We start from the raw sequence: 15317 nt of genomic DNA on the forward strand, positions 1-15317 counted from the left end.
CTGCAGCACTACATAGAAAAAGCGGCGCTGTTCCTTTACCCCTTCAATAATGTCACCGGTGTATTGGTTCACCGCCACATCCAGCCCATCTGTTTTACTTTTGCGCAGGGTGAAGATCATGCTGCGACCGGCTTCCTGTTCTATATCAATATCATACAGCTTATAATCGGGGTATTGCGCCTGCACGGTTTGGGCCAGCGCATCTACAGACAGGGGGCGGGCGCCGGCAGGAGCCGTTACGTAAAAAAAGGAAGGATGGAAAAGCGGGTCCAGCTCGTCTTCAAAAACCAGCAGGCTGCCTGTTAATGCCACTATCAGCACCACTAACCCGGAGGAAATACCCAGCCATAAATGTAACCAGCCTATTATTTTTTTCACGTGTTAATGATTTAAATGCCAAAAGCTAAGCGCTAAAAGCTAAACGCTAAAAAGTATACGATACCGTAGTTTGCCAGTTACGGGGCGCACCCGGGAAAAGGCGAAGATAGTCATATCCGCCCACCCAATACACCTTGTTACCTATGTTATTCAGGTTAAACTGTACCTGCACTTTATTCACCTTATAGTACAAAGCCGCGTTCAGCAAAGCATAACCGGGAAGGTTCTGTGTTTTACTGAGGCTCACATTCCTTTCTGTAACAAAGTTGGCGCCTGCGCCTATGCCAAATCCTTTAACGGGGCCGGCCGGGATGGTATACTTGGTCCATACATTACCCTGTTGTTTAGGAGCATTGGGCTTTTGCACGCCTACCAGGTCAGCATCCGTTTTGCCGGATGAGGTGATCTTGGCATCATTATAAGCATAGGTTACCACTACATCCCAGTTAGGCGCTATTTGCCCGGTTACATCCACTTCCACTCCTTTAGCTTCTTCTTCACCTACCTGTATCATCAGATCGGGGTTGCTGGCGTCAGAAGCATTGTACAAAGTACCTTTCTGGCGAATGCGGTATACCGCCAGGTTAGCTGTTAAACGGCCGCTGAGCCATTCTGTTTTTAAACCGCCCTCTACCAGGTTGCTGGTAATAGGATCAAAGGGGCCGCCGGTTAAACGGTTGGCCTGCACCGCAGGATCCTGCGGGTTGTAACCTTCTGTATAAATACCGTAGATATTAACATTATGGGTAAGGCTATACACCACGCCTATACGCGGTAAAAAGGCATGCTGGCGCACGTTCCTTACACTATCCGTTTTGTAGTTGGCTTTATCAGTATACAGCTCATAACGCACGCCCAGCAATACCTGTACAGGTCCCAGTTTTACCTGGTCCTGCGCATAAAAGCCGCTTAAGCCGCCAAAAACCGGTACAGTAGCGCTGTTGGCTGCGGTAGTGAAGATGTACTTTGTCATATCCTCCAGCTGGTTATTCCTTAAGATCAGGTCGTAGGAAGGTACGTTGGGCTTTGGAATATACCGTACAGAATCTGCTGTGCCTGCGAGGTTGCGGATAGGCTTTCCATGCGCATCTGTTACTTTATAGTTGTAGAATACATAATCATCTTTCTTCTTGGGATCATAAGGACCGGCAGTACCATTTTTTTTCAGGTAACCGTTGGCTGTTTGCTGGGACGATCCCGGAGGCAGCGTGCTTTGGGCATAATCATAACCCAGCAGCAGCTTGTGAGCCAGCTTGCCGGTATTCAGGTCGTAGGTGAGGTAGGCCGATACGTTATCGCTGAACTGTTTGGACTGGCGGATGAATGCCTGCCTGGCTACCAGGTTGCCAATAGGCTTGCCGGAAGAATCTACGGCGTAGGAATTGGCGCTCCGGTTCTCCACCAGGTCCTGTATATAACCCGTACGCAGGTACGAAAGGTTAAAGGCCAGCTTGGTGCTGAACTGATGTGTGAGGGAGGTCATCACGGTAAAATTCTCCTCGTCCAGGTGGTCATTTACCGCATTCAGGGCCAGTGAAATGGGCGTGGTATACAGCGCTTTCTGGTCAGTGCCGTCAAATACAGACTGGCCACGGTCCAGACGGCTGTTGGATTTATTATATACCGCATCAAAGTTCAGCCTGGTGCGGGGCGTAGGTAAAAAGGAGATGGATGGCGCTATTACGATATTTTTATCAAACTGTAAGTCGCGGAACGATTGTGCATTTTCATACCCCAGGTTCAGGCGGTACAGGATGGTCTTCTGGTCGTTCAGCGGACCGGTAAAATCAGCCAGTGCGCGGGTGGTGTTAAAGCTGCCGGTAGTGAAGCTCAGGGATTTACGGTTTTCTTCCAGCGGTTTTTTGGTTACACGGTTTACGGTACCACCGGGTGATGCATTGCCAAACAGGGCAGAGGCAGGGCCTTTGATCACTTCCACACGCTCCAGGTAGTTTACCATGGGCTGTTTCCAAAAGCCGGTAAAGGTGCGCATACCATTTAAGAGCTGTGTGGTGCTGCCCCCGTTAATACGGAACCCGCGAATGGTCAGATCATCGTAGAAGGTGAACTGGTTCACCCCGCTGAAGTTCTTAACCACATCGCCTACCCGCACGGCAGACTGGTCCTGCATTAATTCTTTTGTCACATAGGAAATAGCCTGCGGCACCTCCTTCAGGGGAGTGGCGGTTTTACTGCCTATGAAAGAGTTGGTGTTCTTGTAACCGGCTTCTTTACGGCCGGTGATCTCCACGGTTTGCAGTTGTTCTGTAGAAGGCACCAGCACCAGGTCTACAACCCGGGTTTCGCCCTGGTTCAGGGTAAGGGTTTTCTGATCTGCTGCAAAACCCGTATGCGTAAAGCGGATGGTATATTTGCCCGCCGGCAGGTCGCTGAAAAGGAATGCACCGGTAGTATCGGTAGTAGTGCTATGCTGTTTATTGAGTAAAATAACGCTTACTTTTTGTACGGGGGTATTGTTAAGGTCCCTTACAACCCCTTTAATGGAAGTTTGTGCTAAAACATTCAATGACAAGAAGGTAAATACGGCAGTAAGCAGCTGCCGGTTGGTCGCAATTGGCATGTGATATAAGTATACTTGTTTTCGCCGCAAAGGAACACCCCCCGGATATTTGTTGGAACTCCAATCGGGAAAACTGTTTACGCAAAGCGGAAAAATCGATGAATCCGGGAACCGAAGGCGGCAGGCTCCAAGCCTTTGATAATGCTATGTTCAGGAGGAATAAACAAATTATTCCGCAATTGAGCATAACAGGTATATAGTTTTAATGCATTCCGGCGTTATGGCTAATGAACAGAGCATAAAAAAGCCGGAACAGGATTATTCCGGCTTATTGCCTAAACCTACAACTGTTACACTGTAGTAACAGCAATTATATACGATGAAAAATTAGAATATTATCGTTTTACGGTCGAGTAACAGGCAAATTTTTTAAGACCTTCTGATACCATTCATCAGTATAGACACCAGGAAGTCCATCATTTCCCCGATCTCATCCAGCTTTTGATCCATTACCAGGGCTGTTTCTACACCCCGCTGGGCATTTACCAGTAAAAAGGCCAGCATTCCTATATCCTGTTGATCGTAGTTCGGAAATTCGCCGGTAACAACCCCATATTGCAAAATGCTTTTCAGGATCTCTATTTCCGTACAGTCGTAATTTCTGCGTATGCTGGTTTCCAGCTCATTACAAAGTTTTAACTCACTGGCCACCACCTGGTATAAGGTGGTCATCCGCTTAATTTCCCGCATTTTGCTGCGGGTAAAGGCTTCCAGCTTTTTAACCGCACTATCTTCCCTGCTTACGGATTCCTGTATGTTACGGAACATCATGTTCTTTTCCTTACGGATCACCGCATCAAATATCTCCTCCTTATTCTTATAATAGTAATACAGCGTGCTCTTGCCTTTACCAACCGCTCTCGCAATATCTTCCATGGTAGTCTTCTGCAAGCCATAGTGCCGGAAAAGCTTCGCCGCTTCCTCCAGAATATCGGATTTGATCACTTCGTCTTTGGCCAGTGTTGTCATTGTAGGTCTAAAAATCGTTCCACTCAAAACTACCTAGAAAAAACGACAAGTACCAAACTTTAACTGACTTTCGGACCAAAATACTTTAAAAGTCGAAAATAAAGATAAGGTAAAAATAATATTTGTTGGAACGAATTATTCCTCTTACTTTTGCTAACGCCGTTAGGATTTCTAAAGGGCGATTAAATTAGAGGGATGAGGATACCACATTCCGTCCTTCAGCATTCAACAATTTTATAGCACATGGGTATTGCAGAACGTAAACAAAGGCAGCGGGAAGAGATCCGGGCCGGCATATTGGATGCCGCCTGGCACCTGGTGCACGAGGAAGGCTGGGCTGCGCTATCCATCCGTAAAATTGCAGAAGCCATAGAATACAGTGTGCCGGTGGTGTATGACCATTTTGAAAATAAGGATGCCATCATCGCAGAATTTAATAAAAAAGGTTTTCAGCTATTGGAAAACCAGCTGCGCACTGCCAGGCAGCAGCATACGGATGCGGAACAGCAGCTGGAGGCTATTGGCAGGGCTTACTGGGATTTTGCCTTTCAGCACAAACAATATTACCAGCTCATGTTCAGCCTGGGTATCCCCACCTGTGAAAGCGCACGTAAAATACCGGAAGTGGGAGAGTGTATGGATGTGATCCGGTGTACGATTGAGCATATCATAAAGCAGAACGGGAATGGGGCCGCAGACCCCTTTTTAAAGTTCCAGGCGTTTCAGTCCATGATCCATGGGCTGGTATCCATTAATATTATTGGCCCGGCCAATAATGAGGAGCTTAACCGCCTGGTATTACAGGATCTTATATCCGGTTTCATCAAAGGATGTAAAGCATAGCCTTTATTCAATTATAAAAACAAAAAATAAAACACACAATGAAAAAGACCGCCCTGATCTTCGCAGTATGCACTATTTTCTCCCTGGCCAGTTTTGCTCAAACCTGGACCCTGGATCCCGCTCACTCTAAATTAGGTTTCAGCATTACCCACATGATGATCTCTGATGTAGATGGCGCCTTTACCAATTTTGAAGCTAAGATCACTTCTTCCAAAGAAGATTTTTCTGATGCCGTAATTGAGCTGACTGCAGACGCTAACAGCGTAAGCACTGACAACGAAAAACGCGATGGTCACCTGAAAACAGAAGATTTCTTTGACGTAGCCAAATACAAGACCGTTACCTTCAAAAGCAAATCTGTACAGAAAGTAGGTGATAACAAGTACAAAGTAACCGGCGACCTGACCCTGCATGGCGTTACCAAGCCCGTTACCCTGGATGCTACCCTGCGTGGTACTACCGTAAACCCGATGAGCAAGAAAACCGTAGCAGGCTTTAAAGTAACCGGCACTATCAAACGTTCTGATTTCTCTTTCGGTACCAAATATCCGAATGCAATGCTGAGCGAAGAAGTGACCCTGACTGCCAATACCGAGTTTATAAAAGGATAATTTTATCGGGCCGGGCAGGCCCCCTGAAAAAAATACAACGAATTACACGAATTGGTAATTACAATTTGTGTAATTCGTTTTTAATTTGCGGTTAAATTCATTTTTGGGTATTATGTTCTAAGCTTTTTTCTATTCCAGGAATAATTAATATATATGTGCCCACTTTAAACAGAGTCAAAATAATTAAAAAAAATATTTAACCTATTGAAAATGAGCAACATCCCTATGGAAAAACAAACCTTGCTGCAAAATTTTTTGTTAAGAAATGTTTAAGAATTGTATTTTTGGACATTAAAAGTTTTTTAGTCGAACAAATCTAAAGGCTTTTAAGACAAGCAATAAGCAAATTACGCGTACGATTTTCACAGCTAAGCATATTAATTAATGTACAAGAGGCTACCTGTAAAAGAGGCAGTTATTGCCAAGGAAAAAGGTATATATCCGTATTTCAGGCCTATATCATCTGCTCAGGACACGGAGGTGATTATTGATGGGAAGAGGGTGCTAATGTTTGGCTCCAACTCGTACCTGGGGCTTACCAACGATCCAAGGATCAAGGAAGCGTCCAAAAAAGCCATAGATACCTACGGCACCGGTTGCGCCGGTTCCAGGTTCCTCAATGGTACTTTGGATCTTCATATTGAGCTGGAGGACCGGCTGGCCCGTTATGTGGGAAAAGAGAAGGCAATTCTGTTCAGCACCGGATTTCAGGCTAACCTGGGCGCACTGTCCAGCTTAACCGGCCGTAACGATTATATCATCCTCGATGAGTATGATCATGCATCTATTATTGATGGCAGCCGCCTGTCTTACTCCAAGGTGATCAAATACCGCCATAACAACATGGACGACCTGGAAGCCAAGCTGAAAGGTTTACCCCCTGAGGTGAATAAGCTCATCGTAGTGGATGGCGTGTTCAGCATGGAAGGTGATCTGGCCCGCCTGCCGGAGATAGTAGCCCTCGCAGAGCAATACAATACCGGTATTATGGTAGATGATGCGCATGGTTTGGGTGTGGTAGGTGAAAAAGGCGCCGGTACCGCTTCTCACTTTGGCTTAACCGACAAGGTGGATGTGATCATGGGCACCTTCAGTAAATCCTTTGCTTCCCTGGGCGGTTTCCTGGCCAGCGATGCAGATACCATTGAATATTTGAAACACAGCGCCCGTTCCCTGATCTTCAGCGCCAGCATGACGCCGGCTGCAGTAGCCAGTACAATGGCCGCTTTAGATATTATCGAAACAGAACCTGAGCACATTGAAAAACTGTGGGCTAATACCAATTACGCCAAGGACCTGTTAATGGAAGAAGGCTTTGAGCTGGGCCCCACCGCTTCCCCTATTATTCCTGTATATGTAAGGGATCATGAAAAAACCTTTGCTATAGCAAAAATGCTGCAGGATAACGGGCTGTTCGTAAACCCCGTAGTGCCGCCCGCGGTACCTGCCGATGCAACAATGCTGCGCTTCTCCCTCATGGCTACACACACCTTCGACCAGATCGAAGAAGCGGTGTATAAGATGAAGGAAGCTTTCGCAAAACTGGACATCATCACCTTAAAAGAAAAAATATGACGGAGGCAACGCCGGTGCAGCAGCGTAAACCGCTTACACCAGCACAAGGGGTAACCATACAACCCGTGCATACAGGTAAACAGTTGGCTCAATTCATAGACTTTCCGCACGATCTTTATAAGGATGATCCTTATTACGTGCCGGAACTGCACATAGCCCAGCGCGACCTGCTAACACCCGGTAAGCATCCTTTCCACAAACATTCCACCTCGCAGCTTTTTTTAGCCTGGAGGGATAATAAGATCGTGGGCCGGATAGCCGCCATCCTCAATAGAAATCATAACGAGTTTAATAAAGCGAATGACGGTTTCTTTGGTTTCTTCGACAGCATTAATGATGAAGGCGTAGCAGCCTCTTTATTCCAGGCTGCCGAACAGTGGTTAAAGGAAAAAGGCACCCGCACGATGATAGGGCCGGTGAACTTTTCAACCAACGAAACCTGCGGGCTGCTGGTAGATGGGTTTGACAGCCCGCCGGCAGCCATGATGACGTATAACAAACCTTACTACCTGGATCTGATAGACCATCAGGGCCTGCAGAAAAAGGTAGACCTGTATGCATATAAGATTACGGAAGATGCGTTTAATGATAAGGCGCTGAAAATGATGAACCTCCTGAAGCAACGTTTGTCTCAGCGGGGTGTCACCATCCGTAACATCAATATGAAAGATTTCAAGCAGGAAGCAGAACGCATCCGCGAAGTATATAACGTTGCCTGGGATAAGAATATGGGTTTTGTACCCATGACGCGGGAAGAATTTGACTATACAGCCAAAGATCTGAAAATGATCGCCGACCCGGATTTTATCCAGCTGGCAGAGCTGAATGGTAAATTGATCGGCATCTCCATTTGTATTCCGGATATAAACCAGATCTTGATCAAAATTAAGCGGGGCCGTTTATTCCCCACCGGTTTGATCAAGCTGCTGACCGGCCGCAAAAAAATAAATGCGCTCCGTGTAATATTGCTGGGTGTGCTGGAAGAGCACCGTAAAATGGGTATTGAAGCCTGTTTTTACGGCTCTATCATGGAAAAAGGCCTTGCAAAAGGTATGAAGTGGGCGGAAGCCAGCTGGGTGCTGGAGGGCAATGAGATGATGAACCGTGCCGTGGAGCATATCAATGGAAAGGTATATAAGACGTACCGGATATATGAAAAGGCGATTTGAGGCTTTAGGTTTGAAGTTTGAACGTAGATCGCATTGTCAAACTTTAAACATTAAACCTCAGACAAACAATAAAAGGTGACACAAAAAGTTCTTATTACAGGTGCCAGTGGATTTGTGGGATTTCATGTGATTGAAGCTGCGTTAAAAGCCGGACTGGAAGTACACGCAGCTGTTCGGGCCTCCAGCCAGGTAAAACATTTGGAAGGGCTGGCCGTACAATACGTTTCCCCGGATTTCAGGAGTGAAGAAGCCATAAGGAAATTGCTGGAAGAGCATCAGTATGATTATGTGATCCATGGCGCCGGCATTACCAAAGCCTTTTCCGAAGAAGAATACAATGCGGTAAATGCAGGCTATACACAAAACCTTGCGCTGGCAATTAAAAATGCCAAAGCACCTGTTAAACGGTTTGTGTTCATCAGCAGCCTGGCAGCCCTGGGGCCCATTGCATATGAAGCGCAGGCCCCCTTGCTGGAAGAAAGTGCACCGCAGCCGGTAACGGCCTATGGAAGAAGTAAACTGTTAGCAGAAAAATATTTACAGCAAATAGAGGGACTTCCCTTAATTACCTTACGTCCCACCGCTGTATATGGCCCCCGCGACAAAGACATATTCATTATGTTCAAAATGATCGCCCGCGGATGGGAACCATACATAGGCAGAAAGCAGCAACGCTTCAGCTTTCTGTACGCAAAAGACCTGGCAAAGGCCGCGATCAGTGCGCTTACATCACCTTGCCTGGGTACCTACAACTTGTCAGATGGAAACGTGTATGACCGTTATGCTTTGGCAGACATCACTAAAAAACTGCTAAAGAAGAACACCCTGAAATTCCATGTTCCATATGGAATAGTAGAGGTACTAGCGGGCATACTCGAAAAAATGCCTTCCGGAGGGAAAGCGCCGGCGCTCAACAAAGAAAAGCTGAATGAGCTCACCGCGCCCAACTGGAATTGCAGCATTGAAAAAGGCCGGAACAACCTGCCTTATACGCCGGAGTATGACCTTGAAAAAGGGCTGGCTGAAACGCTGCAGTGGTATAAAGAAAACAAATGGTTATAGGTAACAGTTCTTTTATAAAACCACAAAACGAAAAATTGAGCTGAAACTGGTAACTGACCTGCCGATGCCGTCCCCGGCATCAGGGAAAGATACCGTGCGCAGCTAAAACCAATTAAAGATGGCAAAGAAACAACAAGTTCAGGACGCAAAAGGTAAGCTGGGAATCCTCATCCCCGGCCTGGGCGCAGTAGCAACTACTGTAATAGCCGGCGTTGAAGCAGTTAAAAAAGGCCTTTCCCAACCCACCGGTTCCCTTACCCAAACAGGTAGCATACGCCTGGGTAAAAGAACGGAGAACAGAAGCCCCAAGATCAAAGATTTTGTACCCCTGGCAGACTTAAATGACATTGTGTTTGGCGGATGGGATGTGTATGAAGATAATGTGTATGAAGCCGCCCGTAAAGCAGGCGTACTGGACCCCTACCTGTTAAAAGCCATTCAGCCGGAGCTGGAAGCGCTGGTACCCATGAAAGCCGCTTTTGATAAAAACTTTGTAAAGAACCTGGACGGTACCCACGTAAAGGAATATGATACAAAGTACAACCTGGCCCTGGCCGTAATGGACGACATTAAGAATTTCAAGGCCCGGCATAATTGTGACCGGATTGTATTGGTATGGTGCGGCTCCACGGAGATCTTCCATGAAGCGGCAGACATTCATGACACTTTGGCAAAATTTGAGCAGGCATTAAAGGACAACGACAGCCGCATTGCCCCCAGCATGATCTACGCTTATGCAGCGCTGAAACTGGGCGTACCCTTCTGTAATGGAGCGCCTAACCTTACCTGCGATATTCCTGCGCTGGTGCAGCTGGCTAAAGAAACCCACACCCCAATTGGCGGTAAGGACTTCAAAACCGGCCAAACTCTCATGAAAACCATTCTGGCACCCGGTTTGCACGCAAGGGCGCTGGGCGTTCAGGGCTGGTTTTCCACCAATATCCTGGGCAATCGTGACGGATGGGTGCTGGATGATCCGGATAACTTTAAAACAAAAGAAGTATCCAAACTAGGGGTGCTGGAAGATATTTTCCGTCCTGATCTAAACCCTGAGCTGTACGGTGACCTGTATCACAAGATCCGTATCAACTATTATCCCCCCCGTGGTGATAATAAGGAAAGCTGGGATAACATTGACATTTTCGGGTGGATGGGCTACCCGATGCAGATAAAGATAAATTTCCTGTGCCGCGATTCAATATTGGCAGCACCCATCGTACTGGACCTCGCTTTATTCATTGACCTGGCTAAAAGAGCCGGTATGGAAGGGGTACAGGAATGGCTGTCATTCTACTTCAAATCACCGCAAACAGCGCCTGGTTTGAGGCCGGAGCATGATATTTTCAAACAATTAATAAAACTGGAAAATACTTTACGTTATATGATGGGCGAGGACCTGATCACACACCTTGGCCTGGATTATTACGAAGAAGGCGAAGCTTAAAAATGAACAGGTTCCATCAATTGATCTCCACCAGCCTGGGAATAGGTTATGTTGGCAAAGGAGCAGGTACGCTGGCAGCAGTAGTAACCGCTATTTGCTGGTATACGCTCCAGGTTGGGGAGATCCCCAATATTACAATGCAATGGGCGGTAACCGCTTTCATTACGGTATTGGGGGTATGGAGCGGTAATAAGGTGGAAGCTTTTTGGGGTAAGGACAATCAAAAGGTAGTAATAGATGAGGTAGCAGGCATGTGCATCAGCTTACTGATGGTGCCTTTAAGCATACCCTATGTGGTAGCAGGATTGATCCTGTTCCGCATTTTTGATATTACCAAACCATTGTATATCAGGCGGGCCGAACGCCTGCCGGGTGGTTGGGGGGTAATGCTGGATGATGTGCTGGCCGGTATTTGTGCAAATGTGCTTTTACAAGTGGCGTATAGGGGGGCCAGGTTCTTCTGATGAGAATGGCAACCTTTCTGAAAGCACAGGCATCGTCTTTGGCAGCCACCGCTTTCGACTATTTGACCACAATCGTTTTGGTGGATGTTTTTGGCTGGTGGTACCTGGCAGGTAGTATTACAGGTACCATAGCAGGGGGTGTACTCAATTTTATGTTAGGCCGGATCTGGGCGTTTAGCGCTACCGATGGGAAAGTAGAATGGCAATTTATTAAATACGCGCTGGTTTGGTCCGGCAACCTCCTGTTAAATGCAGCAGGAGTTTTCATGTTCACGCATTACATGGGTTTGGACTACCGGGTATCTAAAGTTATAACCGGTTTAATAGTTGGCATTGGATATAACTATGTATTGCAAAAGAAATTTGTTTTCAGATGAATAAGCTTATGAAGTATAGCTTGGAAAAATTTGGCCTTGCGCTGTTATTGTTGTTAACCATTTGTTCGGTGCGCTTATCCGCACAAAACACCACCATCAGAGGAACTATTACAGACGCAAAGCAAAAGGCACCTATGCCTTTTGTAAACGTATTTATTCCCGGTACCGCCATTGGAACCTCTACAGACATTAATGGTAAGTTCATGCTGCAGTTCACCGGCAGGTATGACAGTGTGCATATTGCCAGCCTGGGCTACAAAACCTTTAGGGTAAAGCTCAACATTGGTACGGAGCAGGTCGTGAACGTACGGCTGGAAAGCACTTCCCGCATGCTGGGAGAGGTAATTGTTAAAGGAGCAAAAACCGCCCGTTACCGCAATAAGGATAACCCGGCGGTAGAGCTGATCCGCCTGGTGCTGGATCACCGCGACAGTAACCGCATTGAAGGCCTTGATTATGCGCAGTATAACCAGTACGAGAAGCTGCAGTTTGCGCTCAGCAGCGCATCTGACAGGGAAAGGCCTAACCGGCTGCTGCGTAAATACAAGTTCATAATGGATAACCGGGACACCACAAAAGTGGAAGGTAAATCCCTGTTACCCATCTACCTGGAAGAAAATATTGCCGACGTATATTACCGCCGTGACCCGGAGAAAAAGAAAACATTTGTACGCGGCGATAAGAAGGTGAGCTTTGACGAAAGTTATATTGATAACGCAGGTATGAGCCAGTACCTGAACCATATTTACCAGGACTTTGATATTTACGACAATAACCTGATGTTGTTCACCAACCAGTTCCTGAGTCCTATTTCCAACGCCGGCCCCACTTTTTATAAATACTTTATTACCGATACCCTTTATACAGAAGATAGTACCAAGCTCATTGAGCTGTCATTTGTGCCCCGTAACCAAACCGACCTGCTGCTGCAGGGTAAGCTGTTCATTACGGCCGACGGGCATTACGCGGTGCAGCGTGCCGATATGACCGGGAATAAGCATACCAACCTTAACTGGATCCGCAGTTTCCGGATTATGCAGGAGTTTGAGAAAATGCCCAATGGCCGCTACCGTACCAGCAAGCGTACGCTGATGGCGGATATGGGTATGTTCACCAGCGGCAAGGGCGGTATTTATGGGGAACGGACCGTATCACTCCGGGATTTTGTGGCTAATAAGCCCATGCCGGATGATTTTTATAAGGGCAACCCCATTGTAAAAGCAGATAGCGCAGATAAAACAACCGACAGCTTTTGGGTACATTACCGGCATGATACCCTTACCACTGCAGAATCAAAGGTTTACGCGAATATCGATAGCCTGCAGCACACCCGGTCTTTCCGCCGCACCATGGATATTGCTACCCTGCTGCTGGCCGGTTATAAGGGCTTTGGACCCATAGAAGTAGGCCCGGTGAACACTTTCTACAGCTTTAACCCGGTAGAAGGTTTCCGCCTGCGTTTAGGCGGCCGTACCACTCCTAAATTCAATAAGAGCATTTACCTGGAATCTTACGGTGCTTATGGTTTTAAGGATAAGAAGTGGAAATACTACTTTGGCGGTACCTATTCCTTCACGCACCGTTCCATCTGGGAATTCCCGGTACGCTCCCTTTCTGCCAACTACCAGCGGGATATGCAGATCCCCGGTCAGGCGCTGCAGTTCATCCAGGAAGATAACTTCCTGCTGTCGTTCAAGCGCGGTAACAATGATAAGTGGCTGTACAACGATATTTACAATATTAACTACCTGCATGAGCTGGTGAACCATACCTCTTTTAAATTCGGGTTCAAGTACTGGGCGCAGTCACCGGCCGGTAGCCTGGCCTATATAAAAGGGCTGCCGGTAGGCGGTTTCCCCGACAGTGTGCAAAGGGTAAAAACCTCTGAGTTTTCACTGGAGTTCCGTTGGGCGCCGCATGAGCAGTTTTACCAGGGTAAACAGTTCCGCGTGCCTATTCCCAACCGCTACCCCATTTTCTTACTGCGTGGTACCGCAGGGGTAAAGGGCCTTTTTGGCAGCCAGTATAACTACCAGAATGTAACGTTGAATATTTACAAGATGTTCTACCTGTCGCCCATAGGTTATAGCGAGGTGGTGTTTGAGGGCGGTTACACCTTTGGAAAGGTGCCCTTTCCGTTACTCAGTATCCACCACGCCAACCAAACCTATGCTTACCAGCTGGAATCGTATAACTTAATGAACTTCCTGGAGTTTGTGAGCGACCATTATGTTAGCTTAAACATTGACCACCACTTTAACGGATTTATTTTCAATAAAATACCTTTGCTGAAAAGATTGAAGTTGCGTGAGGTGGCAGCCGGTAAAATATTATATGGCGGCCTGCGGGATGAGAACCGGCCGGAGAATGATCCATCATTGTTCAAATTCCCGGTGGATAAGAATGGCTTCCTTTCTACCTACACCCTGGGTAAAAAGCCTTATATAGAGGGGAGTGTGGGTATTGCCAACATCTTCAGGCTGATCCGGGTAGACCTGGTTAAACGGTTCACCTACCTGGACCATCCGGATATTTCTTCCTGGGGGATAAGAACCCGGGTAAGATTGGATTTTTAAGCAGACATTTGCATAATTAAATTTAGATCAACTATATGCGATGTAGGGTGATCCGGCCTGAAAAACTAAAACATTAACGGATGAAAAAGAGCACATTCAGAGATAAGTTGCAGCAGGGCATTTATGTGGTCATTAATCCCGTGGTAAAGGGTTTAATAAAAATAGGCCTTACGCCCAATGCGGTCACTACCATAGGTTTGATATTGAATATTGGTGTAGCCATTATATTTATAGTTGGAGCAGAGAAAAGTAACCGCGGCGACCTGTCCTATGTGGGCTGGGCCGGCGCATTGATCCTTTTTGCGGGGTTGTTTGATATGCTGGACGGACAGGTGGCCCGCCTGGGTAAAATGAGCTCCAGGTTCGGCGCCCTGTACGATTCCGTACTGGACCGCTATAGTGAGCTGGTGCTGTTCCTGGGCATCTGTTATTACCTGGTGGCGCACCACTACTTCCTCAGCTCCCTGTTTGCCTTTATTGCCCTCATCGGGTCTATGATGGTAAGCTACACCCGCGCGCGGGCAGAAGGGCTGGGTATTGAATGTAAAGGCGGCCTTATGCAGCGGCCGGAGCGGGTGGTGCTTATTGCCCTGTCGGCCTTGGGCTGTGGTATTGCCAGCCACTACATTGGCGGCGGGTATAAATTATTTATACCGGGTATACCATTTCATGTATTTGAAACCATGTCTATCTTTACAGTTCCGATCACCGTTTTGGCTATCATGAGCAACATCACTGCCATTAACCGCCTGCGGGAAGCCAAACGGTCGCTGGAAAAAGAACAGATAATGGAAGAACATAAGAACAAAACAGCTGGTAAGCAGCTCATTGCGGTAGCGGGTATTTTTATAATACTGCTTACCGGCATTGGCGCCAAAGCTGGCGGTCCGGAACGGCCTAAATTCCCGGTACCTACCGGCATTCCGCACATGCTGTATTACCTGCAGCGTACGCCCAATTCCAATACCGTGGTGTACGATCTGAACCTGAAAGCAGATGGTACCCTGGATGAGGACGACCCGGTAAATGTTTACTGGCTGCGGTACACTGAAGGAGGAACAAAAAAGGGATTAAATTTTATTCAGCGTAAATTTGCATACGGTATTAAGGTAAAACGCCTGTCAGCAGAAAAGTACGAGATCAAATCCGTTGCCTATGACGGCCGTCCTATGTACCTGATGAAGTCTGACAAAGGCCAGTACCAGATGTACATGAAGATCAGCAATACCATGGCCCAGTTAAATAACATCTGGATCCAGATAGAAGGT

Annotated in this window: 13 protein-coding genes; 10 read left to right on the forward strand and 3 right to left on the reverse strand. The window is 47.0% G+C overall.

The genetic code is table 11. From position 1 onward, the window contains the following. From VIM87_RS31080 to VIM87_RS31090, 3 genes are all read right to left on the reverse strand, one after another. A partial coding sequence (locus VIM87_RS31080) for a PepSY-associated TM helix domain-containing protein (RefSeq protein WP_332000754.1) occupies window positions 1-378 on the reverse strand: 378 nt, incomplete at its 3' end. Between the two features lie 46 nt (window positions 379-424). After that, window positions 425-2959, reverse strand: coding sequence for a TonB-dependent receptor (locus tag VIM87_RS31085; RefSeq protein ID WP_332000755.1), 2535 nt, complete (start codon window positions 2957-2959; stop codon window positions 425-427). Between the two features lie 369 nt (window positions 2960-3328). Then, the gene (locus VIM87_RS31090; protein ID WP_332000756.1) at window positions 3329-3928 is read right to left on the reverse strand and encodes a helix-turn-helix domain-containing protein; all 600 of its coding nucleotides are present in this window, start codon (window positions 3926-3928) and stop codon (window positions 3329-3331) included. Between the two features lie 243 nt (window positions 3929-4171). Here VIM87_RS31090 and VIM87_RS31095 point away from each other — a divergent pair, with 243 nt between their 5' ends. The 10 genes from VIM87_RS31095 to VIM87_RS31140 all read left to right on the forward strand — a co-directional run. Then, the gene (locus VIM87_RS31095) at window positions 4172-4771 is read left to right on the forward strand and encodes a TetR/AcrR family transcriptional regulator (protein WP_332000757.1); all 600 of its coding nucleotides are present in this window, start codon (window positions 4172-4174) and stop codon (window positions 4769-4771) included. A 38-nt stretch (window positions 4772-4809) separates the two neighbouring features. Beyond that, on the forward strand, window positions 4810-5382 hold the full coding sequence (locus tag VIM87_RS31100; RefSeq protein ID WP_332000758.1) for a YceI family protein: 573 nt from the start codon (window positions 4810-4812) through the stop codon (window positions 5380-5382). A 384-nt stretch (window positions 5383-5766) separates the two neighbouring features. Then, window positions 5767-6957, forward strand: a complete 1191-nt coding sequence (spt, locus tag VIM87_RS31105; protein WP_089918266.1) for a serine palmitoyltransferase — start codon at window positions 5767-5769, stop codon at window positions 6955-6957. Beyond that, window positions 6954-8126, forward strand: a complete 1173-nt coding sequence (locus VIM87_RS31110; RefSeq protein ID WP_332000759.1) for a hypothetical protein — start codon at window positions 6954-6956, stop codon at window positions 8124-8126. The genes spt and VIM87_RS31110 overlap by 4 nt, the downstream gene beginning before the upstream one ends. A gap of 75 nt (window positions 8127-8201) precedes the next feature. Next, on the forward strand, window positions 8202-9188 hold the full coding sequence (locus tag VIM87_RS31115) for an NAD(P)-dependent oxidoreductase (protein ID WP_332000760.1): 987 nt from the start codon (window positions 8202-8204) through the stop codon (window positions 9186-9188). A 118-nt stretch (window positions 9189-9306) separates the two neighbouring features. Then, complete coding sequence (locus VIM87_RS31120; protein WP_332000761.1) at window positions 9307-10632, forward strand: inositol-3-phosphate synthase; 1326 nt, start codon at window positions 9307-9309, stop codon at window positions 10630-10632. 2 nt (window positions 10633-10634) lie between these two features. Then, window positions 10635-11096, forward strand: a complete 462-nt coding sequence (locus VIM87_RS31125; RefSeq protein ID WP_332000762.1) for a phosphatidylglycerophosphatase A — start codon at window positions 10635-10637, stop codon at window positions 11094-11096. Window positions 11097-11101: 5 nt separating this feature from the next. Then, window positions 11102-11473 (forward strand): GtrA family protein, encoded by a 372-nt coding sequence (locus VIM87_RS31130; RefSeq protein WP_332000763.1) that lies wholly within the window; start codon window positions 11102-11104, stop codon window positions 11471-11473. A gap of 8 nt (window positions 11474-11481) precedes the next feature. Further along, the gene (locus VIM87_RS31135; RefSeq protein ID WP_332000764.1) at window positions 11482-14049 is read left to right on the forward strand and encodes a DUF5686 and carboxypeptidase-like regulatory domain-containing protein; all 2568 of its coding nucleotides are present in this window, start codon (window positions 11482-11484) and stop codon (window positions 14047-14049) included. Window positions 14050-14129: 80 nt separating this feature from the next. Beyond that, the coding region (locus VIM87_RS31140) for a DUF4833 domain-containing protein (protein WP_332000765.1) at window positions 14130-15317 on the forward strand (1188 nt) is incomplete at its 3' end.

The organism is Chitinophaga sp. (assembly GCF_036569125.1).
Lineage (GTDB): Bacteria > Bacteroidota > Bacteroidia > Chitinophagales > Chitinophagaceae > Chitinophaga.